The sequence below is a fragment of the Paenibacillus sp. ISL-20 genome, from assembly GCF_018613005.1.
GTDB lineage: Bacteria > Bacillota > Bacilli > Paenibacillales > Paenibacillaceae > Paenibacillus_AQ.
On record NZ_JAGGRD010000001.1, the window covers coordinates 226138 to 252169 of the forward strand.

23 protein-coding genes are annotated in these 26032 nt (G+C 35.9%); all 23 read right to left on the reverse strand.

The features are described 5' to 3' along the window. Positions 1-7 precede the first annotated feature (7 nt). Positions 8-4969 carry a transglycosylase SLT domain-containing protein gene (locus J7E85_RS01055; protein ID WP_215154081.1) on the reverse strand — a complete coding sequence of 1654 codons (4962 nt, stop codon included), beginning with the start codon at positions 4967-4969 and terminating at the stop codon, positions 8-10. Between the two features lie 270 nt (positions 4970-5239). Further along, the gene (locus tag J7E85_RS01060; RefSeq protein ID WP_215154083.1) at positions 5240-6895 is read right to left on the reverse strand and encodes a phage tail tape measure protein; all 1656 of its coding nucleotides are present in this window, start codon (positions 6893-6895) and stop codon (positions 5240-5242) included. A 39-nt stretch (positions 6896-6934) separates the two neighbouring features. Beyond that, positions 6935-8113: a PDDEXK family nuclease gene (locus J7E85_RS01065; protein ID WP_215154085.1), complete on the reverse strand. Its 1179-nt coding sequence runs from the start codon at positions 8111-8113 to the stop codon at positions 6935-6937. A gap of 121 nt (positions 8114-8234) precedes the next feature. Further along, positions 8235-9416, reverse strand: coding sequence for an acyltransferase family protein (locus tag J7E85_RS01070; protein ID WP_215154086.1), 1182 nt, complete (start codon positions 9414-9416; stop codon positions 8235-8237). A gap of 155 nt (positions 9417-9571) precedes the next feature. Further along, positions 9572-11476, reverse strand: a complete 1905-nt coding sequence (locus J7E85_RS01075) for a glycoside hydrolase family 55 protein (protein WP_215154088.1) — start codon at positions 11474-11476, stop codon at positions 9572-9574. 5 nt (positions 11477-11481) lie between these two features. Continuing rightward, positions 11482-11760, reverse strand: a complete 279-nt coding sequence (locus tag J7E85_RS01080; RefSeq protein WP_215154091.1) for a hypothetical protein — start codon at positions 11758-11760, stop codon at positions 11482-11484. A gap of 160 nt (positions 11761-11920) precedes the next feature. Continuing rightward, entirely contained in the window at positions 11921-12121 is a 201-nt protein-coding gene (locus J7E85_RS01085; protein WP_215154093.1) for a hypothetical protein, read from the reverse strand. Then, a complete protein-coding gene (locus J7E85_RS01090; protein ID WP_215154095.1) occupies positions 12111-13160 on the reverse strand; it encodes a tyrosine-type recombinase/integrase in 1050 nt (349 codons plus the stop codon). Before J7E85_RS01090 ends, J7E85_RS01085 begins: the two co-directional genes overlap by 11 nt. A gap of 246 nt (positions 13161-13406) precedes the next feature. Further along, the gene (locus J7E85_RS01095; RefSeq protein WP_215154097.1) at positions 13407-13850 is read right to left on the reverse strand and encodes a hypothetical protein; all 444 of its coding nucleotides are present in this window, start codon (positions 13848-13850) and stop codon (positions 13407-13409) included. After that, on the reverse strand, positions 13783-14313 hold the full coding sequence (locus J7E85_RS01100; RefSeq protein WP_215154099.1) for a hypothetical protein: 531 nt from the start codon (positions 14311-14313) through the stop codon (positions 13783-13785). The genes J7E85_RS01095 and J7E85_RS01100 overlap by 68 nt, the downstream gene beginning before the upstream one ends. Before the next feature lie 13 nt (positions 14314-14326). Next, entirely contained in the window at positions 14327-15298 is a 972-nt protein-coding gene (locus J7E85_RS01105; protein WP_215154101.1) for a CgeB family protein, read from the reverse strand. Beyond that, entirely contained in the window at positions 15291-16295 is a 1005-nt protein-coding gene (locus J7E85_RS01110) for a glycosyltransferase family protein (protein WP_215154103.1), read from the reverse strand. Before J7E85_RS01110 ends, J7E85_RS01105 begins: the two co-directional genes overlap by 8 nt. After that, on the reverse strand, positions 16258-17031 hold the full coding sequence (locus J7E85_RS01115) for a glycosyltransferase family 2 protein (RefSeq protein WP_215154105.1): 774 nt from the start codon (positions 17029-17031) through the stop codon (positions 16258-16260). Before J7E85_RS01115 ends, J7E85_RS01110 begins: the two co-directional genes overlap by 38 nt. An 82-nt stretch (positions 17032-17113) precedes the next feature. Then, on the reverse strand, positions 17114-17911 hold the full coding sequence (locus J7E85_RS01120) for a hypothetical protein (RefSeq protein WP_215154107.1): 798 nt from the start codon (positions 17909-17911) through the stop codon (positions 17114-17116). A gap of 6 nt (positions 17912-17917) precedes the next feature. Then, a complete protein-coding gene (locus J7E85_RS01125; protein WP_215154109.1) occupies positions 17918-18640 on the reverse strand; it encodes a hypothetical protein in 723 nt (240 codons plus the stop codon). Positions 18641-18649: 9 nt separating this feature from the next. Beyond that, positions 18650-19123 (reverse strand): hypothetical protein, encoded by a 474-nt coding sequence (locus J7E85_RS01130; protein WP_251035361.1) that lies wholly within the window; start codon positions 19121-19123, stop codon positions 18650-18652. Between the two features lie 14 nt (positions 19124-19137). Continuing rightward, positions 19138-20325: an Ig-like domain-containing protein gene (locus J7E85_RS01135; RefSeq protein ID WP_215154111.1), complete on the reverse strand. Its 1188-nt coding sequence runs from the start codon at positions 20323-20325 to the stop codon at positions 19138-19140. Continuing rightward, entirely contained in the window at positions 20322-20735 is a 414-nt protein-coding gene (locus J7E85_RS01140) for a hypothetical protein (protein WP_215154113.1), read from the reverse strand. Before J7E85_RS01140 ends, J7E85_RS01135 begins: the two co-directional genes overlap by 4 nt. 12 nt (positions 20736-20747) lie before the next feature. Beyond that, positions 20748-21281 carry a hypothetical protein gene (locus J7E85_RS01145; protein ID WP_215154115.1) on the reverse strand — a complete coding sequence of 178 codons (534 nt, stop codon included), beginning with the start codon at positions 21279-21281 and terminating at the stop codon, positions 20748-20750. Between the two features lie 68 nt (positions 21282-21349). Further along, the gene (locus tag J7E85_RS01150; RefSeq protein ID WP_215154117.1) at positions 21350-22333 is read right to left on the reverse strand and encodes a hypothetical protein; all 984 of its coding nucleotides are present in this window, start codon (positions 22331-22333) and stop codon (positions 21350-21352) included. A gap of 36 nt (positions 22334-22369) precedes the next feature. After that, complete coding sequence (locus J7E85_RS01155; protein ID WP_215154119.1) at positions 22370-22837, reverse strand: hypothetical protein; 468 nt, start codon at positions 22835-22837, stop codon at positions 22370-22372. 64 nt (positions 22838-22901) lie between these two features. Continuing rightward, positions 22902-24512: a hypothetical protein gene (locus J7E85_RS01160; RefSeq protein WP_215154121.1), complete on the reverse strand. Its 1611-nt coding sequence runs from the start codon at positions 24510-24512 to the stop codon at positions 22902-22904. A gap of 14 nt (positions 24513-24526) precedes the next feature. Continuing rightward, the gene (locus tag J7E85_RS01165; RefSeq protein ID WP_215154123.1) at positions 24527-26023 is read right to left on the reverse strand and encodes a hypothetical protein; all 1497 of its coding nucleotides are present in this window, start codon (positions 26021-26023) and stop codon (positions 24527-24529) included. Between the last annotated feature and the right edge of the window lie 9 nt (positions 26024-26032).

Here is a 26032-nt window from a genome sequence, read left to right on the forward strand (position 1 = left end):
AGATAATTTAAAACTTCCGATTCTTTAATCTATTTTGAATAATTCCAAAGAAGTTATTAGCTCCTTGCTCGTCTCCAATTAGTTTGTCGATGTGGATGTCTAAGTAGACATTTCCAGTATCAGTTGCTAATTGACCTGATCTTTGATTATTGAAGAGAGTATGATTGAAGTCTTTTATTTTGTTTACAATCCCTCTTGTGATATCTACGGCTTTTATAAGATTTGAAGTATCAACCTTATTAAGAATTAATTCCTTTTCATGAGCAAGAAGGAATTTGCCTTCCGAGCCCCAAGAAGGAGTCATTCCTCCAGTCTTGGCAGACATTACAATGTTCTTAATTTGATCGTAGCTTCCATCTGGGAAACCATACTGAGCACGATAGGCATCATTCTGTGAACGAAGAGAGGTAATTTGATCTTGCTTATTTTTAATAGCTTTAGTGTCGGGTTTTTTATCCCGTTGCATTTGGATAACTTCTCTAGTCATGTTTTCTGCTTGTTGCTTATTGCTCAGATATTGCTGCCATGCAGCGTTCTTTTGTTCATCTGAATTGCTACCAGAAGAAGAAGGAGGAAATTTGCCAATATTATCGTAATCATTAGTAAAACCATAGTTAAGATTCTCAAATGCTTGACTCGTTTCGAATGCTTGTTGTTTAAGGAAATCAAAGAACTCAGAGTAACGGCCTTTAATTTGATTGAGTTGTCCCTCAACAATGGAAGCATCCTCGCTCATCAGATTTTGCTTCATATCATAGAAGTATTTTTCATTGTCTAAGATGTCATTATAAAACTGTTCCTTTGCTTTCTTTTCTTTCTCTATGTTGTCGAGATTGTGCTCGTGACTGTTGTCTTCCGCTTTCTTTTCCTGCTCAAGTTGATCGCGCTTAGCCTCCAACTGATCACTTAAGTTTTGCTTACGCAGTTCACGTTCACGATCCTGTCTAAATTTAAAGATTTCATCTTCTTTTGCAGTCAGTTGCTCTTCTAACTCTTTCTTTCTAGCCTTGCCTTCAATAGAATCATCTAATGCCAGTTTGTTGATGTCGTCTTGAATCTTCTGTTGTTCTTTTAGTTTGCTATTTAACTCAGTGTTGTAGTCGTCTTCAGAATATTGACGATCCAGTGACTCCAATTGAGCAGCAATAACGTCCTCGAAAAGTTTCAACTCTTCATTTAAGTTGTTAACTCGTTGTTCATGACGCTTATTTTCAGCGTCAGTCTGTTCTTGATATGCTTTAAGGGCGAGTTCTTTTTCTTTCTCAAGCATTCGTTTGTAATTGTCAATTATTTTATCTGCAGCTGACTCACGTTCTCTTATGATTGTTTCATTGACGTCTTTTATAGCTGCCTGGTAATCCCACCAATTAGTGGACAATTGATTTAAGCGTTCACTTAATTCTTTCTTTTGAGCAATAGTTAACTTTTCTTTTTTCAACTGTTCACGTATTAAATCAGCTTCCTTAGAGGCGAGTTTCTGTTGTTCTTTTAATAAGGGAATTTGATTTAACAGTTCTTTATTGTACTTTTCAGTTCCTTCGGCCATACTTGCTAGTTTTGCATTTGAAAATGCAATTTTATCTCCATATGACGCAATCTGTTCATCAATCTCATTCAGTGAACTTGAAAATAAATCAAAGGTTTTTTTTTGTTTCTGTTCCTGGATATCAAGCCATTTTAGGCTATTTTGTTCCATCAACTTATCAAATTCACCTGAAGTTATTTGCTTTTCCTTAACTAGTTGTTTTAATCGTTCGTTTTGATTGTGTAGCTCATCTTGTTGTTTAGTGAGATAACTAATCTGAGACATTTCTTCTTTACGCCATTCTTTTGATGTCTCAGAGTATTTAGATTGCTTATTCTCAGATCTGTTTATACTATTTTCGAATTTTTCAATTTTGTTGTTGGACTCCACAACAACATCATTAATAAAATCAATTACCTTATTGTAGATAGTGCTTTCTAGAGTGCTGACGGTATTAATAGCATTATTCTTAGCTTCTTCGAGTTCGCTTTTTGATGGAAGTGTAATTTTGTTTTTTGCTGTACTACTCGAAGAAACAGGAGGAACAGTAGAAGAAGAGGAGGTAGTTGTGGCAGTTACAGCTCCACCCATAGCATTGAAGTTGGCTAATACTTTTGGAGCATAGTTTCTAGTCTCTTTAAATGGAATATTGTTTATTTGACCATTCTTTCTCCATTTGTTAACATTGCCTTCACCAGCATTATACGCATAAAGGGCTAGTTCAATATCTCCTTCATACAATTTAACCAACCGAGCAAAGTGAGAGGTTCCACCTTTAATATTTTGCTCAGGATCAAAGCTGTTTTTGACACCTAATCCCTTTGCTGTTTTCGGCATGAGTTGCATTAAGCCTTGAGCTCCAGCAGAAGAGACAGCATTGGAATTAAATCCACTCTCGGTTTGAATGATAGCTGCAATAAGTTTTGGATCTACACCATATTGTGAAGCATAATGGTTAATTATTGACGCATAGTTACCAGACACATTGGTGGGAGAAGAGGAGGTGACTGTACCTGTATAACCCGAAGCACTAGCACTCTTTGAGGTAGTGGTAACCTTTGTGGAAACCAGTTTCTCTGGATTCTTGATTCCATCCTCGTATAGTTTCTTTTGTTCCTTGAGAAGAGAAATCTCTTCCATCAGTGATTTACGATACTCTGCAGAACCTTTTCTGATTTTACTTCGTTTGTTGTTAAGCTTATCAAGTTCCGTTTGGATTGCACGAAGTCGTTTTTGTGTCTCTGTCAGAATCTCATTGGTTTCCGAATAAGTGTCATTACTTTTTTCTTGTTCGCGATTATTTTCTTCAGAAGTGTAAATGAGATCTTGAGTAGCCGCATCTAGTAGACCTAATCGGTTTTCAAGTTGATTGATTGCTTCTTCAGCAAGTAAAAAAGTTGCCTCTGGAATGGGAACAATGCTTACAGAATTTGCAGCTTTCATTGCAAGCAATCCAGCACGAGCGGTATCAATAAAGGCTTTAGCCTTAGCTTTTTCAACACCAACTACAGCTATTTCTTCCTGTTTTTTTACTTCAATGTATTCTAAAATTTGTTCCTTACTTAAGTTAGATACATTAATGTAGTCATCATAAATTTCAATCAAGTCAATCATTGTATCAATTGATACATGATTCGTATCCTTCAATTCCTTTTGGGCTTTGTTGAGTAACTGTATGTTGGTTTTCGACTTGGCAACATTGTCTAATTGAGATTTTAAGGTTAAAACATTATTAGCTAACTCACCAGTTGCTCTACTAGACTCTTTAACGCTGTTTGAAAAGCTAGTTATCACGGATTCAAGTTGGGGAAACTGCTTTTCAAGAGGGGATAAAGTGTTAGAAAGGTTGGTAAAATCTCCAGTGGAAAACATCTTAGAAAGATTCAGATTGTCTTTTGTAATGGCATTAGCTATATCTTTAGATAGTTTTCTGTAGTTTGAAATAATTGAATCTTTGTTGTCTTTTGTTATGTCAACTGAGTTTACATATTCTTGAGCAACTTTATCGAGAATGTTTTTTAGATTCTGATCGTTGTTGGATAAAGAATTCATTAAATCTTGGTTGATGTCTCCAAAACTCGACACGAACTTCATCTTTGCTTCATCGATCTTTGCTTTGTTGGCTGAAATAGCTTCATCAACCTTGGCAAAATTACTATTAATTAACTCTATAAATTTTGTGAAATCGGCATCACTCTGATTGAGTGCAGCGAAAAATTTGTTCGCATCATATTGACCAAAGCCTCGGTCTGCAAATATTTTCTCAATGTCACTTTGAAATTTATCTAATTTGCTTAAATCTTTTAAATCGAAAATTTGGTCTACAGTGATTTTATTGTCTTTTAGAAAATTGCTGACATAATCTGTTGCCGCTTTAGATGCTTCAGCATATTGATGCTCAAGTTGAGACTTGTCTATTTCGATTTTTGCATCAACAATATTTTGTGTTGGTTCTTTTAGAATTTCCGATGCCATCATTGAAAGGGAGTTCTGTTTTGCAGAAAGCAGATCTTTTTCTTTCTGGATTAATCCGTCAATTTCCTGTCCGGTCTTATAAACTGCCTTTCCTTCCTCATCATAATGACTAATGATTGAAGGCATTATTTCTTTCATTTTTTCACGAATCTCAAGTAGTTCTTCTTGCGTCTTATTGCCCGATTTATATTCCTCATTCAAACTTTCCAGTTGTGAAACGTTATATGAGGTATCTGTAATGCTTTCCTTTAGTGTGTTATAACTTTCAGTGGCTTCATCCGCTGATTCTTTGGTTTTGCTGAATAATGCATAGAGTGAAGTCCCTAGTGCTGTAGCTATACCTATCCAACCAAAGGCAAGTTGTAATCCTTTCATTGCTACCGTTGCTCCAGTTGCAGCAGTTCTAAATGCAAACAATCCTTTAGTTGCAGTAGCCATACCTATAACAAAATTAGCAATTGCCTTATGTTTAAAGGTTAGAAAAATTCCGGTTAGCAATAACATTGTTGTCCCTAGATTATCAAGTACTTTGATCAGTGCAGTACCTGAGTCAATTAGAGATTTAAGAAAATCAGAGTTAATGCTGTCGCTCCAAAAAGCATTCGCTGCATTTTTAAACTGTGCCAACTTTCCTTGCATGGATTGTAGATAAACTTCATTCTCTCTTGTAGCACTACCGAATGAATTGAGACCTGCTTCAAGTGAAGCTTGAGCATCTTTCCAGTTTGCAACCATAGACGCAGCAATATTACCTTGATGCTTACCTGCTACAAGCTCGACAAATTCAGCTTGTTGGAAGTCAGATAGTCGACCCCAAACGGAAGCTAGGTCTTCAAATATCTCATATGTGCTTTTAAATGTTTGGTCATCCTTTTTGAGAGTTAGGCCGACAGAAGCGAATTTAGCCTCAAGAGTAGGAAGGAGTTTGGTTAAATCTTCGCCATCCTCACTTACACCTCTAATACGCATAGAAATTGTTTTTACAATTATACCCTGTCTTTCGACATATTTTTTAGGGATTAGACTGTACCATTATCCTTTTAGGATACCCATTGGCAGTCGTTGAGACCTTCCCTTTTAAGGGCTGTGTCTGCGGATCATCCAATCCTTAATATTTTTACTTTACCAAAGACATTACTCTTTGCCACCATATCATTTCTAATATGGTTTAGTAATTAAGGCTCTAAGGAACTTCCCGCATATTCTGGGTTATTCAATATACATTACTGTATAAGGGCACTAAATTAATGCATTGCCTACTCTTGCTGGGTCTTGAATAGTCGTATTTGCAGCTGTGATCATGGCTACCGATTGCTCAATTGTGTTGCCAGCTCCACTTAAACTTGCTGCAGAACGTCTCATTGCTTCACCGATACCCTGTGAGCTAATTGCAAACTTGTTACCAACTTCGTTGTAAATATCAACGACTTTTGCAATGTTTTTACCTTGAACATCTACCTCAACACCGAAACCTTTGATTGTGGCAATTAAAGCCTGCGATGCTTTTTCTGCTGATTCAATGTCACCAACATTCTGATAAACCAGTGTTTCTTTGGCGAGTGCTTTTGCTTCTTGAATCGTATATCCTAGTCGTGCCCATTCAGTTGTTGATTTGACCACATCTAGAGTCAAACCACCAATTGCATCGCCTATACCACGAGCATCTTGGATAAATTGACGGTATTCTTCTGCTGTATTTTCTGTAACCTTTTGGAGGTTGGTCATTTCTGTATCTAATTCATATATGTATTGAATACCATTTTGCAATGCTCTGATCGGCGCGTAGAACAATGTGGCAGCTGCCATCCAGACTGGAAAGCGAGACATAGCTGTTTTCAGAGCTTCTCCAAACCCAACAGTGTGACTTGTTGCTGTCTTAGCATTTGCAGCGACTTGTTTTAATTGTGTGTTTAGTTGATCAAATCTTGATTTAAAATCACCAATACTGCCAACAGATTTCATTTGACCAAGTTGATTCTCGATGCCAACTAGTCCACTACTAACACTTGAATCGTTACCAAATCTACGCTTAATATCTGCAATCTTTGTTTCAGTTTCTGCTAAATTCTTCTGATATTGTTGTTCACGCTTTGCGTTTTGTTGAAGGGCAAGATAATGTGTTTTTTCTAGAGCTTCTTTACGTTCTTTATCAGTTTTTAGTGCTTGATAATGGGCCTTATCAAGAGCCTCTAATTGTTTATAGTGGGCAGCTTGTTCTTTCTCAGTTTTGTCCTGAAGTGCTTTTCGAGTGTTGTATTCCTCTTTTGCGTTTTGTTCTCGTTGCTTATTGATTGCTTGTTCTTGAGCTAGGACATCTTGTTGCCGTTTAAGGTAATCAGTTATCTCATCATAATTTTTAACTTTGCCTGTAGGGTCAGTACGAACATTAATTTTTTGCCCGAGTTCATTTTGATAAGTGTTAGAATAACTTGATACCTGACCATAAGCATTCTTATTAGCTTTTGACTTGGCAAGAGTATAGCCTATGAGTTCTTTTTCAAGCTGTTGTAAGGTCTTAATTTGTGACTCATAACCTTGAGATTCCGCTTGAATTGCTTTTTTATTAGCATCATGGATAACTTTTGTTCGATTGATAATTTCGCCATTTTTCAGGATTTGCTCAGTGGTTTTCTGAATACTACCATCAAGTTTCCGGTGTTCAGTAATCGTTTCTTGAACCACATTGTTTTGTGAAGCCAAAGCAGCATTGAGTTTACCTGTTGATTCAATAAATTTATTGATTGACTTTACGAAGCTTTCATCAACATTAATTTTTAGGTTGAGTTTTTGAAGATGTTTGGATTTGCCAAGGGCTTTAATTGCTGTGTTTATATCACGAAGAGCTAAACCTTGATTTAACTCGGCTGATATGAGTATCTTAAGCTGGTCTGACATGCGCTCACTTCCTTATATGTTGTAAGTGATTATTTATATTTATTTAAAAGAAGTCTTGTTGAAAAAAGGAATTAATAGCGAATCTCTCACATTAACTCGATTGCTATATAATTCATAATTAAAACTGTGGAAATCATCAAGAATACCTTTGTTATCTACATAATGCTCTATAAGTTTTTGACAAAGAAGAGGGCTTTCATGAACATCTTTTTCCCATAGGTATAATATATTGATACCATAATGATTTTTTATGTATTTATTTTTGCTTGAATCTTTTGTTATGCGTTTCGATTGAATATCGTAATTGACCTCTTTATAGATTCTTGGGTCGCAATGCCAAAATGATCCCATAACTTCAATCATCAGGTTGTGTTCAGGGAGATAGTTGTCTATAGAATAGTACTTGCAATCATATTCATTAATAAAGTCTATAGATAATTTACTCAGAATACTGTTTACTGCATTTTGACATGATGTATTCGTATGTTTAAACAAACCTTTATTTAACATTTCTATGGCTCTTTTGGCGCTTTCTTTTTTCCAGTGGGGTTGCTGAGACCAGACTTCCGCATACCAACGTTGACGGCAGTATGTATTGCAAAAATGTCTAGCTTCTTCAGAAACTTTATATCTTGAAACCTCTATTGTGGTGTCACAATAATTGCAGTTCCTTTGTAATTTATTATATCGGTGATGATTTTTACCTCGAATGTTGATACTTTCCCATTTATTTCTGCATTTCGTACTACAGAATTTCGATCCGTATCTTTTATGTTGTGACAGTGCAACATCATAATTCTCATTGCATTGTTTGCATATACAAGTCATCACTGGTGCATATGATCTGTCAAATTTAGATGAACACTCATTGTTGCAGAAATGATATTTGTGTTTGTTGAATTGGTACTGGGTCTTTTCACCTCGTTTTCCACACGAATCACAATTAAATGCAACTCTCCGTTTTTTAGATTCGTGAGTACAAGAAGGATTACAAAAAGTGATCTCACGATCTCTTAACCCTTGAAGATTTTTATAAACTTGCTTACCACAGTTATTACATTCTATTAGCACTTCTACATTGGCGTTTTGAGGAAGCATTTTGTATGCAACCTTAAAGCTATCACCTATTTTTGTATAAGGTATGCCCAATTTAATATAGTAAGTCTTTGATCTGTATGCCCATTTAACTTCCACTTCTTGATCATTTATTACTCCCATCATAAACCTCCTTTTTTTTGACTAGTTCACAAAAAAGACCACACCATAATTGATGCGATCTATTTCAAGAACTATTAAGTTAGAGTAGGGGAGAAGAGGACTAGATAAAAGGATAGTTTCATCAAGAATTAATATTTGTTTTAATTTCAGGTGATGATGAAACAGAACTCTCTAATTGAGCATTTTCAAATTTCTGGACAAGTATCTTGCCAAATCTTTTTGAGGGGAGTTCAATAAATAGGTAACATAGATAAGCTACTGGAATAACTACAATTAACACCAGGAGCTCAAGCTGCCATAATGCTACAGAATTTTGAAATAGGTGAATAAATGAAAGCAAAATTACTGCGTGTACCAGATACAAAGAATATGAAATATCTCCTAAGAAAGTGAATGGTCTTAACTTAAGTATGTTGGACAGTTTCACTATTGATAGCGCACTTATTATTATTAATGCGACACCTAATGTTATGCCCCAATCCGCAATCAAATTCATCCATGGTAAGCCTTGATTTGAAGAGAATATCTTCTTTAATACTTTATCTATACCACCACTATAGCTATAAAATATTATACCTGCTAAAAGCAGTAAGTATTTATGTGCTCTAGTCGATGACTTAATTGAATTGACAATTTTATCTTTGTTTAGAGCCAACAATGCGCCCACAATAAACATACCGATATAATGTAAAGTATAAAAGTAATTTGTTGAAATCGGATTTAGATAAGTGCTTGGGAAGAAATAGTTGAGAGCAAGTGATAGAACAGATAAGAATACGCCTAAAGTAATGTTTATATACCATCTAAACTTCATAATAGCAATTATAATCAACGGGAAAATGATAGATATTCTCATTTCTTGAGTCAAAGACCAGACAACAGGATTAATTGCACTGTCATTAAATTCCGGAACCAAAAGCAATTGACGAAATAGTTCGCCCATTGTTATTGGAGTACTCCACCAATGATTATTGATCATCGAAGCAGAATAGGTGGCATAGTAGAGTAGAAGAGCAAGAATCAGTATTGAGATATATGGAACATAAATTCTAAAAACTCTTGCCGTTAGAAAGCTGATATACTTTTTCCTAGTCTGCTTTAAAAAAGGCAAGGATAATACAAAACCACTTAAAACAAAGAAAAATATAACTGCTTCATGCCCACCCCTTAAAAATCTAAGGGGGGTGATGTTTACGAACTGTATCCAATCAGGAACTTCTGACATAATAAAAACAAAGTGGTAAAAAATCACGCATAGTGCCACTATCCCCCTAAGAGAATCCAATTCAACATATCTTTTCAAATAAATTCCTCCTAATTATTGCCCTGTTTTGTATACATATTGTATCAGGAAAATAATTACTTTTGCAATTAAAATATCTTGATGAATTTATTATTTTTATGAATGAAAATTGGTTGAGGGGAGAGATAGACATGAACAACTTTCATGAATATTGACTAACTTACTATCACTGTAGTTAAGTTTCCGTTAACTATCGTAATTTTATATCGTGTTCCGGTTATTGAGTCAGTTAAAATTACTCCATCTTTGGTTTCAATGGCACTTGGCGTGAAGATGTGGGGATAAGGACTGTAACTACCTAAATCGTCATAAGTGATTTGTGCTCCTGCAATATAAACACCCTCGCCCCGAACACCCATATTAATTCCAGTTAGCTTATTGGAAGACGGTTTACGCAACCTTCCTACAATGCGAGTCCAAGTTCCAGGAACCACAGATCTAGTTTGATCATACATGGATGGTGCGCCACTTAAGGTTAAGCTGCTGCGAAATGAGGTTTGACCAAGGGAACAAACATAAAATTCGAAATTGATGGCACGATTAGAGTCAATAGTTAAAGGATCGGCTCCGCTTGGCTTAAGACGGACATTGTAGGTAGTGCCAGCAGTTCCACCTCCAAATTTCATAACCGTTATTTTATCTCCAAGCAAATCCACCATTTCTTTACTAAATGGAGGAACCTCTGATAGGTCTGATAACTTCCACTGACTCAAACCACTCTGTACTACCCAGCTTTTCTCTTCCTCGGGATTGGCTGCAATCTGTCCGTATCCAAACGGATTTGTAATTTTAGCTCGTACATTTTGTTCTAATGATGACATAGATAAATTAAGGTTTACATTGGAGCCTATATTTTCGTAAACTACATACTCAGGGGTCAGACCTTCAATGGTACCGTTGTTTCCAATACCCCCTAGGTTGTAAATATAAGCAGATCCCAGTTTAGCTTTAAAAAGACCTCCAGCGTCACCTGACCGAATATCAATCTCGGGGAACATTGAACCAAAATATGCGCAATACTTTTGGCGCTCTGCTGAAGGAATTAGATTGCCTGGTAAAGCATAGTTATTGTTGAAATTGACCCCAATACCGAATCCAGTAATTTTCAAATTGTCAGTTTTTGATTTTGGTAACAATTTGATTGCAGCTTCACCAGTTGACTCAAAACGGACAGATTGCATAATTCCAATTAATCCACCCACATTCTGAGCTTGGTTATAATGCGTCAGGTTATCGATGCACTGGTAGAAGCCATAAGGAGAGAACCCCATATGCACCCTCTGCATATTTACTCCAATGCCTCCATAGTAACCTGTGTACAATGTGTTTCCTAAGAGAACACCACAGAAATTACCATTGATTCCTCCACCCTGAAAGAAATAATCCCACGCATTTTTCTTACAATAGACACCTATCAAACCTGACCAGGAACAATCATATGACGATACATGTCCAGTATCTGTATCTAATAGAAGTCCAATTTTAATCCTTCTTGTTCTAACGTTTCGAAAGATTGGCTTAGATTTCCCTGTCACATCAAAAGCAACACAGCCAGGAGCAAACATTTCGTATCGACTTTGATCAAACATAGTTTTATCTATAAAGCCATCCTCAACTAATTTTGAAGTTGTATAGTTTACGTCACCAATGACACTTAGGTTTTCAATGACAACACTATCGCCACCCTTATCGATCCTAAACGCACCTTTTAGATCAGTAAATTCAGTGGGAACGAATTTAATTAAAGTACCTGGTGTTTCAGTATTTATGTATGGCCCGTCACCATAAAGAGATTTGGCCTTAATTTCGATCGTATCCTTGATAGTGTATGTACCTGATGGAATATATACCTGAGCATTAAAATTCGCTAAATTCATAGCATTAATAAATGCTTGTGTGCAATCTGTTTGACCGTCACCAACAGCTCCGAAGTCAACAACATTAATAATTTCTTTCTTTCTTTGCTCAATCCAGTTTTCTTGTTTGGTGACTACAACCGATAGATCTTCTACACTTTTTTGATTTCTGAGTTCGTTAGGAAATAGTCTATCATTATTCATATGTCTCATGCACCGTACTTTCCGGCCCATTTATAATTTATGTCTGGTTCAACAATTACTACTGACTTAATTACGGCATCATTGTCGTCAATTTGAAAACCTTGCTCTGCATCAAGGACATTTTTGTCTTTTCCGTTGACAATCACAGTGCATGCTTGAGAGTTGAGAAAAGAGAATTCATAGTATTTGCCTCTCGGGTTGCTCCAACCTGGATCGATGACTGGAAGTATTTCCTGGTTGGCTGTAGATGCCCCCTTGTCGCTTCTAATTCCTAGACTGATCATTATTTGTTCTCACTCCTATGGCTATATTTGTATTATTAAGGTGTGAGTCATAGGGGCCCTTCTTGTTGTTATCACCTTCAAAATTTAAAAAATGAAAAGAAAAATATTCTTTATTTATAGGGTAGATTGAGTTGGAAATCTTGATGAAAGATGAATTTCATTAACATATTGATTTTTTTATTGAACAGGTTATCTTATTCCAATCTAAGGGATTGGAGGGAGGAGGATCGCCAATTACGACTGGAGAAAAAGTATATGTGTATTGGCTTTGCTGTTTGTGTTGGCTATCAAGTTTATGCTTAAACTCAACAATCTCATTAGGCGTACCCTCAACCTCAATACCATAAATTTTAGCCTTCATTCTCGTCACCTTCTTCATTGTCATCTTTGTCTGTATGTTTCTTTAATTTATCTAAACCTTTCCACTTACGGTCCTTTGCTGTTAAGTCATTGTAAATACGGTACATATCAGTCGAAGACCAACCCACCAACTCAATAATAAAATCGGATTCAAGACCGATGCGGGTCAAATTGGTAACAAGGTAATGTCGAAGTGAGTGAAAATAGAAGGGAACACCAAGGTATTCTTCCCATTTTGTACTCCAACTTCTTACTGTACTCACTTGTGCAGGTTCACCGTTAGACTTGATAAAGATATGGTCATGTTCTTTATTATGCTTCTTCATGATTTTTTCTCTCTCTACCAGCCAAGCACGATAGTAGGGGAGAAACTTATCTTTCAAAATATACTTATGAAGCAACTTGCCTTGCTTACCGAATCCTTTAGTCTTTATCTCCTTGGTTGTCTCAAGAAACATATCTTCAAATGCTGTGTTGTTTTCATCAATAAGTTTTGTTGTAAAGCGAAGGAGTTCAGAAACCCTTGCGCCACTATTGGCAGCGAGAGAAAGGAGGCACGCTTCTTGAGGCTTCTTCAAATCATTCGATAAATGACTAAGCAAATCATCGACTTGTTCTTCAAGTAGAATAGTTTTCTCTCTAACTGGGTTGTTTTTAAGATTGTCGATTGATTTTAAGATTACATTACGGAAGTTAGGGTAAACATCATCAAAGTAGTTCTCAATAAAATTAGAGAAACTACTCAAACATGATTTCATTCTCCCGAACCTCTTGGGGCTCCATTGCAACTCCTCGATCCCATAACTAAAGAAATCCGAAAACTCAATTTTTCTAATATCAACGAAAAACTTGTTGTCATTATGTAATAGATTCCATGTGAAGAAGATGTTTAAGTCACTTACATAACCTTTAATTGTCCCATCAGAGCATTTCATATTTTTATCTTTAATAAATCTATTGACCATCTTTACATTGTCAGGATTAAACTGTTCCGTCAACTTGTCATCAGTAATGATTTTTTTATATGTTTTTCTACCCAATATTGGATCACCAACTTATATTTTTATTTGTGTCTTTCGTATTCGTCCCATTTAAGCAGAACGATCAAAAATAGCATAATAGGCCAAAGAAAAATAATTTGAATAGTTGAGTTTAAAGGGGGCAACTCTCTGTCAACCAAGCAAGTCATAGGCCAAAAAATGCATAGTCCAACTAATGGATAGAGGATTGTTGCCCAAAGTATAAAGTCGATCATTGTTACCTCCCAATCTAATAAAATAACTCTTTTATTGAATCTTTACATTCAATCCTTGCTGTTTAAGCCCTGTGTATAACGCAGCTACGTGTACGTTGGTATTTCTAAGTTCATCTCTAGTTGCTTCAGTAAATGGTCTTGGAATTCCGTTGAACATAAAATCATGCTCATAACCCTGTCCGGTCTCAACAATCTCAGCGACATTTCTCCCGTCATCTGATCTGATGTTTTCTACTGATAAGGTGGTCTCATCTAACATTGTTACTTTCATATTGTCTTCATCGAGCAATCCACCATGTTCTCTATCTCTTTCATACATGGAGGGGTCATAAACTGAATAAACTTCGCTTTCAATGTTTTCTTTCATAATTTTTTTGACAACAGGAGCAACGTTTTCTTGTTGAGCCTTATTTATCTTTGATTGTATCTGATGGAGCACCTTCTCCAGTTCCCTCAAGTTCTTGACTGTTGTCACTTTTCTCAGCTCCTTCGGAAAGAGTGGAGGAGAGAGCAAATTCCCCCAAGATCGCTCCAACGCGCTTACTGTTCTTCTCAAGTTTGTTATATACTTTCTTCAGTTCTAACTCATCAAATTCAGCCATTACTGCTTCCATGATTCCAGTGTCATAAAGTACAGTAGCGATTTGAATAACCTTTTTTAGATCTCGTTGAGTTGGGATTGAAGGCACATCAGAAAATTCGCGTAAAATCAAAGTGTGTAGAATTCCACCCATTCCTCGAATAAAGTCTTCGTCTATATCACCGTTTCTGCTCGCATCCTCAAACAGGCAAAAGTAATCAAAAATTACCTTGTCAACTTTAGACTCTTTGAAAACAGTGTTTATTTTCACTTCAAATCCAATAGCACTGATTGGCTTCGTTTCTTCTAGTTCTTTGTTAAGTCTTTTTAGAGTTTTTAAATCTAGTTTCTGTGTCATCTTATCTTCTCCCTTAACCTTTGTAATAAGCGTTCATTACTTGCTGTGCCCTTAGATCATAGTTATGGTATTTGTAAACATAATTTTGAGCTCGCAAAGCTTTCTGTCTTCGATACTCATGAGACATCTTCAATGCTTCATTGACCATTTGAATCATTTCATCAGTATCTTTAGGTAAATAGGCATGATCATGGAACAGGTATTCTTGAGCTGGGGTCCATGGGGAAACGAGTAGACCACCGCCAATCCCTAAAACTTCATAAGGTCTCATCGAAGTTTGAGTTATGGAATTGTCATCAAGATTTTGACCAATGACTACCTTTGAGGAAGAGTAGAGTAGGGGAAGGTCTTCATATGCCTTATATCCTTTGTAAACACTAGGATATTTACAGAGATTAACTTCTCGTTCGGAGTCAATCCACCAGTCATTGCCGAAAATAGAAATAGCATATTCATGCTCAACTAATGGCAGTACAAAGTCTTTGGTTTGATTGCTTCTGCGCTGATAGTTGTTAGCAACCAAAACAATATCATTTGTTATTTCGGTGTTAATATGTTTATGATATTGTGGATTGCATCCAAACAACATTAACTCTGCCCTTTTTCCTTTGTTCCAGTAGTTGGGCAAACATTCGGCAGTAGTTGTAAATACATAATCAGCAAAATCTGACCAGTAATCGCCTATCCAGTGATCGAAAGGGGTATCTTCTATACTCCAAAATGCGTGAAAGATGCCCTTATCCCTTGTGAACTCAAAAACACCTTCGGCAAAATTCGCGAAGCACTCCGAAAACACCAGATCCGGTTTAAACTCCTCAATTGCTTCTTTAAATAATATAAGTTGTTGCTCTTTTGGTTTATCCCACAAACGATTACTACCTGTCATAACCTTTGTATAATGGCCTAGTCTATCGAAACCAGATTTAATGCCATAAACAATGAGAGGGGCATCATTTGTAAACAGAATTTTAAGTTTTTCAGTCAATCTTAACACCACTCTGTTTGCAATAGTTGTTTATAATATTATGTATCTCAATAAAGCGATTCTCCCAGGTATTTTCTTTTGCATACTCTAGGATGGCATCTTTGTTCTTTTTAGATAAATTTTGTGTGACCGCCAAATCAACCATTCTGAGGAATTCATCTTCATTCTCGGCAGCAAGCACAGCGTCAGGGTAAATATCTGTTTCCGACCATTTTGTAGCAACAGTAACTTTTCCTGCTGCCATATGTTCGAATAATTTAATGGCACAAGCTGCTTGTGTAACTTCTTGAGTTGTGTCGAAAGGCAATAGGCAAACATCTGCGTTAGCATAGTAATTATAGAGTTGATCATGATTTTTGGTGCCTAAGTTGTAAACGTTAGAAGGACACTGTTTACCAAATTCCTTGCCTACAAATACGGTGGTATATTTATCCGCGACCTTCTTTATTAAACGAGTGGATACCCACGACCCAATGGCTCCCGAAAACATGACAATTGGCCCTGGGAGATTTGCATATTCCTTTGGTATTTCAGAATCTCTATGGATGTAAGACTCAGGACATGCATTTCTTATTAGATGAGTATTTGAGTGTTTCTTGCTTCTTAAATCATATAAAAATTGGCTTGAAGTGAGCAGGATTTCTGCTCTGTCTACGGCATTATCTTCGTATTCATACCATTGCGCAAACGAGTCTACGCTGTCATAGATATTTATCTTAGCCCTAACCTGATCAATAAATTCGGCACACTTAGCCCAAGTATAGTAAAAGATATCTACTTTTATTTTTTTGTGTTTAATTAAATTTAGCACTTCTTTGAAATTGTGATAAACAAACACATTTGGCTCCACTTCTTCAGGAGGTAGATTGCTTTGGGTATTGTTGCAGAACACAACTGTCCATCCGTTTCTTGCAAACTGGTTAACTATTTGTTGTGGCCTTTGCTTCAAAAAATCCCAGTCAAGAGTGGGGGGATACAGTAACACTTTTTTCTTCATTTATATACTCCCTTAGTAATTTTTCATTCATGATATGATGACAAAAAACACCTAAATCACAATAGATGTCAAAACCGTGATTTTGGGCCATTTTACAGAAATACGCATCCTCGCCTTGTGGATGAAATCCATATTTTATTGACTTATAAACTTTCTTGCTTAAAAGAATAACCGCTCCAGTTAAATCCACATTGATAAGATGTGGGGAGGGGTCAATATTCTTTATTCGGTAGTTTACTATATGTGAATACTGATTATTTTCTATTAGCTTCATGACATTCGGATATAAGTAGGGTTTCTCGGGAGATACGAGATACCCATTCCATATTAACCCTGATACGATGTCCTTTTGATGATTGAGTAGATTAGTAATAATATCAGATGGAACCAGAATATCTGAGTCTAAAAATAATAGAAAATCGGTCTTTACTTTCGACATGATATAATTCTTTAATTTACTCAAATGATCAAATATATATTTTTTTCTTGATACGATTTCTCTAATATCGCTTGGCATATTACGGTTATACGTATCCAACCTAATTTTCTTATATGAGTTAATATGTGTGTTTTTAAAATCATTTAAAAGATGATACGTATTGTCAGAGCTATCATTAATCACAAACAGTAATTCTATCTTGTCTTTTGGATAATCTATATTTTCAATATGCTTTAGATAATAGGGCAGAATCCACTCTCGATCACGGATCGGTGCAGCGATTGTAATTGTACTCAATAGTTAACTCCTCATGTTGTAAATAATGGAGACTGAAAACCAGTCCCCATTATACTTTATGTTATTATTTTTATTTTATTAATTAAACTACTTGAGACTCATCGTAAATGGTCATAGTGTACATTTCTGTGCTACCAGGAGGCTTGAGGATTTCCATAGGAATATCAAATACAGAAGGATCTCCTTCGGCAGCCATTGTGAGATTCCAGTTGTCTTCCATCTTCGCTTTATTGATTACAATTTGAGCTGCGTAATCTTGCTCGTCAATCGTATTACGCACTAGGCAATCAAGGACAACCTTGTATGTACCAGCGAATTTGTCGGAAGAGATAGTGATTTTCTTCGAATCAGAAGCTGAAGCCGCCTGATAATATGCTACTAGTTTAGTACCGTCCGCAAATTCACCTGCATTAAAGGTTAGTTCTTTGCCAGAAAGGGTATAATGACCAGCTGTTACACTACCAGATACGAATTGAATTTCCTCGCCGTGAGTACCATCTTCGTTCATTTCATACACACTAATTAGTCCATTAGTTGCATTTAGTGGAGTAGCGGTGACAGACGCTTTATCACCAGCAACATTTAAAACTTCTCTTTGGAATACATTTGCTGCACCTTCAACGATATCGTTACCGGACATCATTGCAATTACTTCGTTAGTAAATACTGCGTCTTGAAGTGTTACTCTACCGCCTCGATTACCAGAGAAACCTACGATACGAGCGTTACCACGACCACCCATTGCATAAACGATATCAGCAGTGTTCTCTAAGCCCGATGTTTTAAGGTTTTGGAGTTGGATACGAGCTTTGTTTGTTTTAAGATCATAGAATGTTGCAAGAGCTACCTCTCGAACAGCCCAAGTATTTGGTGTTGTCATACTAATTTATTCCTCCTGTATTTTGTTTGCCCAATGAATGTCGGACATTTTTATATTTTTACCGTCAATGGTTCCAGCATAGATAGCAGTCACTGTATGGTGGTAATTATCAATATTATTGGTGACGTGAAATGCGTTATAGATTTGAAATATATTCAAATCAAATACATTGAATATATTGATCCCATTTTGTTTCCACGCTAAAGCAGACACCATACTCACAAGATCAATTTTGTCTTTTGGTTTGGGTTGCTTTTTTCTATTTTTTAGAATCATGTTAATCATTTCTTGCGCTTTTGAGTTACCAGGTTTGTATTCAGGTCCTTTAGTAATCTTTATATTGTTGGCTAATTGAACTATCTTTTGAAATAATTCAAAGTTAGAGTTATCAAGCCGCAGTTTCTCGCCAACCTGAATATAAAATTCTTCTTGATTACTGATAAGTTCTGTATTATACCTAAAAAACAATTTTAGGGCGGCGAAAGCAGCGTTCCTAAACTCTTCGCTGTGATAGCAGTTTGTAAAGAATATATCGAAATTAGAAACAGAGGGGTGGACTGGATTCTGCAGAGAGTCCTTATCTATCAATAAATACGCCAAACAACTGTTGTATGCTGATAATCCAGTCTCTACAACAGTTCTAAATGAGGGGATATTAACGAATCCAGCACCATCAAGGGGAATAGGGAGGTTTGCCAACAATCTTAGTTCAATGTCTTCCTGATTCATTAAATGCCTCTAATTCGATTCATAGATTTTATAAGCAACATACATTCCCATATACTGCTCATTCACATAGTACTCATCCATTTTGTAAAACTCCGTTTTACCAATTCCCAATCCTCGCTGCTCATTCATTAACTTATCAATTTCAGAGATGATAAAGTCATATCTAAGAAAACCATGGTCGGTTCTTATTAGTTTTGCATGTGTAAATGCATGCAGATAGATATACCCACTTTTAAAGCGGTTGTTTACTTTTTTAAAGTCCCTGAAAGACATAGTAAGATAACTTTTTCCTTCCTCTGCAAGTGAAGGAATACGACTAAAAGGGAAAATATTATTATAGAATAACTCACCTGTGTCTGCTATGTCTGGCTGATCAAGAAAGTTGGGTTCGTTATAATATAGCGCCTTACACAAATCAATGGAATCAGCAAGCCGATACATAATAGTAGTTTTATCAACGCCCAGATTACCTAACCTTGTCAACTGCTATCGCCCCCTTATAAGGCAGACTTAATTTGAATCTTTTTGCTTGAAGAAACCAAACCTACTGTGTCAGTTACAGTCAGTAGAGCCGTACCAATCATATCTCCTCGAACAACACAAGTGTTATTGCTTTGCGATTCAATAACTGCCACTGATGTTGGATTATTATTAATGTCAGTAATTTTGAATACTCCGCTCAATGAAACTGGCTGACCATTATCATAAAATGCACAATAATATGATTTACTACGTGATTTATATATAGAATCATCGCCAGTTATAATAACCGAGTAATTATGAGTTGGGGGAGGTTCAACAATAACACCAATGCTCACTGATACATCCTGATAGGTAATAGATATGGTTGAAGTTCCATCTGCCAAAGCAGTAACTAGTCCTTTTTCATCAATAATACAGATATCCATATTGGAAGAGTTATATGACAGGGTAGGGGAGGGGAGAGGAATCCCATTGTTAGTTACAATAACGTTAATTTGATATGATTCACCAATTGCTAATGAAATGCTTGTTTGATTAAGAATTATCTCATAGTTAGGTTTCACATAATCAGCGATACGAAGCTCCATATTATCCTTGTTAGGATCTATTGTGTCGGATTCAAGAACAAGTTCAACAAGTGGATTTAGGCGATTAATTGATATGACCTTCCATACAGCTTCATCAAAGATGAATCGTTGACCTACAGATAAGGCTTGACTTTCTTCTGTTGATTTAATGGCAATGTTTCTTCGATCATTTAAAAGTGATATTACCTTGCCTTCTGCAATCCCGAAATTAGAAAGATTGTCTGTCAGGAATGCAAAGGGGTACTCAAAGATTGTCCCATATTCATCAATCCACTTTAAGGTAGAAGGGGATAGTCTTAGTTTTCCACTCTTATAGATTTCTCCCATCTCATCGAAATGAGTCACCATCCATAATTGACTATTCCAGTAAAATGAGTCACCAGAAAATAGGTCTTCGTCAATTTTTGTTATAAATCCCTTTAGTTCTTGATTATCGCTATCATCTGTAATGATAATATCAATCAGTTTCTTAGGACTAAATTTCTCTACACGGAAGTAATTAGGCACATCATACATTAATTGAGAGAGTTTTCTCTTTGTTTCTTGAATTCTAGACTCACGTATATTGTCTCCATAAAATGTATCGTGTCTTAAATATTTGTCTTTGTAACTCATCTTAATTCCCTTAAGTCGCTATTGTTGTATGTGTAGTCTAGTATTAGTTTCTCTGAGTCTTTTCTTTTAGTTTCTCTTAGTTCTAATAACTGTCTAAGATGTGCAGCCTGAGAAGTCATAGAGAAGTCTCTAGTGGACAAGAATTGCTTAAGATTTTCAATTGAGATAATCAATGGGTTAAGATACTCGACAACCATCAGTGTTCCTAAGATAAGTACTTCTTCGTCAGTAAGTTCTTCGTGGAATTCGTGATCATCCCTTTTTGACAGGTCTTTTTTGCACTTCCTGAACCTTGGAATACTGTTGAGTAAATATCTGTGCTTCAATTGATCATCACTATCTTGTTCCATAAAAACTGGATCTGAGATCTGACTTAAAAACACATCGTATATAGCATCAAATGAAGTCACTTACAACACCCCTTATGTTGTGGGGTTTAGTGGTTGACCTAAACCTTCTTCAATTGCTTTAATTGTGTGATAATCTGTTAATTCACCTTGCAAAAACTTGTCTCTTGCGAAACTGAAGATAAGAGTTTTTGTATTGGCACTTGATTCTTTAATTGATTGTTTGATCTGTTCAGGGCCTTGGGTAAGGATGTACTCAATATCATCACGGTCAATAGCATTCTTTTGAAAACGTTGAAGATTGAGATATTCGATTACTTCATCATCAAGTACTTTGATCCAACCCTTTTCAAGAAATGCTCGGTTGGAGGAAAGCATAGCACGAAGCTCACTAAGTTCCATAACATCTTCATCGCCATATTGGGTAAATTTCCACACCTGACCTGAACGACCACCTTTATAGATCAAAGTACCATCAACATTACTAGCGATTGGAACAAGTATGTTTTCATCTAGTTTTTTCTTTACTTTTCTTTCTGATTGTTTTGTTTCTTCTTTCTTAATTTGTGCCTGTGATTCTGTCTTTTTAGCGTTCATAGATCTAGCCAAACTATTCTACTCCCCTCAAAAATATTAAGAAGGGGATATACCCCTTCTTTTGTTATGTTTATTTAATATTAAGCTAGAATGTAAACTCCATAATGAGCAGCGCGCTCAACGCCAACACCATACTTCTTACGAACAGTATACTCTTGAGTATCATCAGCATTATGTTGACCAAGAACTTCTTTAATCAAAGCTTCGCCTTCCATTACAAATTTTACAATCTTTTCATTGCCATTAGGAAGAACGAGCAAGAAGTTATTATCAATTGCAAATTCATCCGTTCCGATTTTATGTGCTTGAGGAATGATGCCGAAGGTAATTCCGTCAACCATTTTAAAATATCCATCTTTATTTCGTTCATCTTTCATATCATCAGAAATATACTGAGGAACTGCTTTTTGAACAGCTAGACGAGTACCAATAACCATTGGTGTCATGCCTGTTTGAGCACGAATATGCTCAACTAGTTCATTAAAATCATCGGGATCAAAAGATCCGCTTACTTTATAAGGAGAAGTCAGGCCATTGTATGCTGCTTTGATAGCTGTGAAAATATCATTGGTGATTTCAATTTGAAACGAACGCTCAATTTTATCAATTAACTTAACCCAATCAACTCGACCAGAAAGGAAACGCTCTAGTTCTTCATAGATTTTAACGCCATTCCATTCTGTGTCGATTTGATAAGTTTCATATTGATGGATGCGCTGACGGCGAAGATTATTAGTACCACCAGCAATTTTAGCAACTTCAAAGAGTTCGTCTGTTTCTGGACGGAATTGAAGTTTATCACCAAAAGCTACACTACGATAGTCAACAAACCGATCAAATTGATTTTTAATACCTTCTTCAACACGAACATCTACGACTTCTTCCAGAATTTCAAACACTTCATGCTTGTTTCTCCGGAATTTTTTAGGGTCGAATTTTCCATCAGTACCAGTTAATTTATTTAGAGCTTCACGTAGTTTTTCATTAGCTTCTTCAACAGAGTAATTAGCAACAGATCCTTTTGCCAGGTCTGTAGCTAGATCGATAAGAATATTGCGTTCCATAATTATATGTATCCTCCTAGTAATGTAAATTGTTTTTTAAACAGTCAATACTTTGAATGCAGTTGCGGGTTGTCCATAAAGTTTGCCTTTTTCAATTACTTTTGCGGCAAAACGTGTGCCACCAGACAAGTCAGCAGCAGGAACAAGTTTTGAACTTCCGTTCTTTGGTACAAGATATTGATTGACAACAGAAGTCCCATCAATCACATCGTCAGTGACTGTGATAATATCTCCCTCTGTTAAGTGATAGGCGCGCGCATTGCTGCCTGCCTTATTAACAAAATCAAGAAGATCATCTTTCAACTGATCGTATACAACCTCTGGTGAGGCCACAATTAGGATTTCTTCTTTAGTTACATCAGTTGGAGTTGCTGCTTGAACAGCTTCACGTCCTGCTTGATTTCCAAGAACACAAATTTCACCGTTTTGAACATCTTTTGTAAAAACAACTGTTTCGATATTGCCTGCATATGTAGCTTGCAATTTATCAGTGCGAATAGCCATTAATATAATCCTCCTTAGAATTTAAGCAAAATAAAAAACACACTTTTGGTGTGTTGAAATAATATTAATTATCAAATAGTACATCATAAGACTTGCCAGGCTTTTTATGTTTTGGTTCGTCTGTATTTAGGTCAATAACTGCGGGGTGCTTCTCAAAACTAAATCTCGCCTTCTTTTTGCCAACTAGTGCAAACAATTTATCCTGAAGCTCATCAAGAGAATATTCAGACCTTTTCTCTTTAACTTCTTTCATTTCTTCTTCTGTTAGTTCAGAAGAGAAGGAGGAGAACAATTCTGTTTCCTTGGTTTCTCGTTCTTCTTCGAGTTTAGCTGAATACTGTTCTGACACTTGAGCAAATTGTTCTTGAAGCTCAGTGTATTTTTGAGCCTGATTGGAAAGTTCACTATCCTTTTCAGCCAATTTTATTTGGTATTCGGAGGTGATTTTTTCTTCTGCCTTGGATCTGATATCTTCCGCAAACTTCTTAAATAGTTCTGTAGAGAAATTTGCTTCAGTTTCTAAATCCATTGGAGAATAATTGACCTTAAATCTTTTCACAGATTCTTGGGCAATATTAACTTTGTCACCAGACACAGAGTAGTCAAATCCCACCAGATACCAATTTTCATAATCTTGAGTGATAACTTTGCCATTTTCGGTATCTACGTCTACAAGAGCATATCTAGGGAACTCATATCCATAAAAATCTACCATTCCAAACGTATTAATTTCACGAGCAACTTCCTCAAAGAGTTGGGAACCAGTCAGTGCAAAAGTTTGTTTATCATCATCGGCATTTACCGACTTACCATCTTCATTTGTTTGCGCAAAATCAGATTTAACTTTTTCTTCTAGCTCTTCAAGAGAGAAGTCCTCGTGGTTAATACCTTTTGCTTGCAAATCATCAATTGTTAAATTATATTGGGCAAGCATTTCAAGGATTTTATCCACTTCATTTCCTCCTTGTATATCATTATTTTTGTTTATATCATCCTCAAAAGAGGTTGATTTTGTTAAAGAAAACTTTAATTCACTTACCATTTGATTAAATTCGGATTTAAACTTATCTTTGTCTAATTCATAAGCAATAATAGAAGAACTTTCGAAGCAGGGTTCCACATGTCCCCCTGGATCACTATTCTTACTGATACCAAGAATACACAGGGCAGAGAAGATGAAATTTTGAATCTCATAAGTCTTTTGTCCATCAATTGTTGTATAGCTACCTTTTTGGATTTCAATCTCCATCGACTGATTAAATTCTTGTCCAATAAGCATCTTGGCTTCAGGGTATCGACCAGTCCAAAGAAAAGCATTATCAACAACAAGATACTCATTTTCTTCTCCAGTATCTTCAGTGACTGTCTCCCAGTATACATCTGCACTTTCAGGAATTAATCCGTAAGGAAAGGTTGTATTAACCCATTTGGGCCTATCTCCAGAAACATCAATCTTGCCGCCATGACCACCAAAGTTATCCGCGTCATCATAATATTCTCCAATGATAGGAACATTAAAGATTGAAGGGATAGCATCCATAACTGCTTCTTTAGTGATAAATGTATTGTTTCGATTTAATCCGGTATATAAAACTCTAATCTTACACTTGGAGAAAAGAGGGTTTATTTTTTCAATGTTGGATAATTTAACATTGAATTTTATGATGTTGTCCACATTAATTCACCTCCTTACTCTGAATCATTACTATCAAGATCTCGGGTTTGAGTCCCTTTATCGGAAAGCTCAGTTTCATCCTTCTCAGGAGCTCCACCCTCATCATTGTTCGCATCGCCAGTATGTGTAGACTTTAACGGTATCAACTTATCAGTCAACTGGAGAACTTCATTCTCTAAGAAAGCATTGAGATAAATTGCACTTGGTTGCGAACCTGTAGTTGCCATAATTTCATTTTTAACAGGCATACCGAATTGGGCCTCTTTCAATCTTGCTTCTCGATAACTGTTAGCATTGTGCTCAGTAGTTTTTAAAATTCTTACTCTAAACTTATTCTTTTTTGATTGTGTTTGCTTCAAGTGTTCATTAATCCATCTTTCAATATCTTTAATTAAGATATATGCATCAGATTCATCAGCAATAATTGATGATTTTAATCCGGTACTAGAGTTGCTATTAGAACCAAACAATAACTCTGACACGCCAGCTTCATTCCAATATTGACTCGTTGCTTGCCCAACTTTATTCTTATCAACCGTATCACGATCAAAATTTATTGCTTCAATATCCATCGGAGAAGTCATTAGGCCAACTTGTGGAGGCAGGTTTGCTTCTATGTTGTCATGAAATACTTGAGCAAAATCCTTGTCGATTAGGAAAGAGTTTGCTGATGCATCTTTATCAGTTTTGATTGGAATTTTCTGAAAAAGCAATTTATAATTTCCGATTTCTTCATTATTTTTATTTAAAGATTTGAAATCAGCAATATCTAACAATCCTTCAAATAACGAAACGAAAGGGGGAATAACGTATGTATCTGGATTAGATTTTAAACATATTGCGAATGGAGATTGAATTTTTTGAATATTGGGTTCACTTTTACTAGACAATATCTTTTTATAGACTTTTTGAAATTCTTCAGGATACGTCTCAATCTTATTGGTTGTATTGTTAATAGAAGAGAAATCAAAAGAATAACCTAGTAATCCGGTTGAGGGATCTATAAAAGAGAGCCTACAATAATCAGGATTTAACTCTTGAATGTAAAATCCACTTTTAGTTATCCTTGCAAAACCAAAGAAAATCCCATCTCTATACGTAATCAATCTTGCTTTTGCGAACTCATGCTTGATATTCATTTTTTCAATGTAATCAACACTTTTAAAGTATGTTTTTTTATATTCGTCTATATCAATGTTTTCGGGACTTATTCCATATCCTTCGACTACATAATCAAGATTGAATAGAGTGGCATAGTAATTAATTAAACGCCTGTACTGGGATGAAGTGTAGTACAATTGCCTACTGATGTTCCTCAACTTTTTTTGATTCTCCGCATTGGATATGCCATTTAAATATTTCTTAATATCTTCCTTGGTATAATTACCAATAACACGATTTGATGCCGTTTCAGTATTAAGGTTGATGAGAGCAATGTTCTTAAATACCTGGAGCATTTGATTTTTTATCTGTTGCTCATCAATTTGCTGTTGAGAAATGGTTTCGGTCAACTTCTCACC

Coding starts and splice junctions, on each gene's coding strand:
- J7E85_RS01055 (WP_215154081.1), bottom strand. CDS start 4,969: ATGCGTATTAGAGGTGTAAGTGAGGATGGCGAAGATTTAACCAAACTC.
- J7E85_RS01060 (WP_215154083.1), bottom strand. CDS start 6,895: ATGTCAGACCAGCTTAAGATACTCATATCAGCCGAGTTAAATCAAGGT.
- J7E85_RS01065 (WP_215154085.1), bottom strand. CDS start 8,113: ATGGGAGTAATAAATGATCAAGAAGTGGAAGTTAAATGGGCATACAGA.
- J7E85_RS01075 (WP_215154088.1), bottom strand. CDS start 11,476: ATGAATAATGATAGACTATTTCCTAACGAACTCAGAAATCAAAAAAGT.
- J7E85_RS01080 (WP_215154091.1), bottom strand. CDS start 11,760: ATGATCAGTCTAGGAATTAGAAGCGACAAGGGGGCATCTACAGCCAAC.
- J7E85_RS01085 (WP_215154093.1), bottom strand. CDS start 12,121: ATGAAGGCTAAAATTTATGGTATTGAGGTTGAGGGTACGCCTAATGAG.
- J7E85_RS01100 (WP_215154099.1), bottom strand. CDS start 14,313: ATGACACAGAAACTAGATTTAAAAACTCTAAAAAGACTTAACAAAGAA.
- J7E85_RS01110 (WP_215154103.1), bottom strand. CDS start 16,295: ATGAAGAAAAAAGTGTTACTGTATCCCCCCACTCTTGACTGGGATTTT.
- J7E85_RS01120 (WP_215154107.1), bottom strand. CDS start 17,911: ATGACAACACCAAATACTTGGGCTGTTCGAGAGGTAGCTCTTGCAACA.
- J7E85_RS01125 (WP_215154109.1), bottom strand. CDS start 18,640: ATGAATCAGGAAGACATTGAACTAAGATTGTTGGCAAACCTCCCTATT.
- J7E85_RS01135 (WP_215154111.1), bottom strand. CDS start 20,325: ATGAGTTACAAAGACAAATATTTAAGACACGATACATTTTATGGAGAC.
- J7E85_RS01150 (WP_215154117.1), bottom strand. CDS start 22,333: ATGGAACGCAATATTCTTATCGATCTAGCTACAGACCTGGCAAAAGGA.
- J7E85_RS01155 (WP_215154119.1), bottom strand. CDS start 22,837: ATGGCTATTCGCACTGATAAATTGCAAGCTACATATGCAGGCAATATC.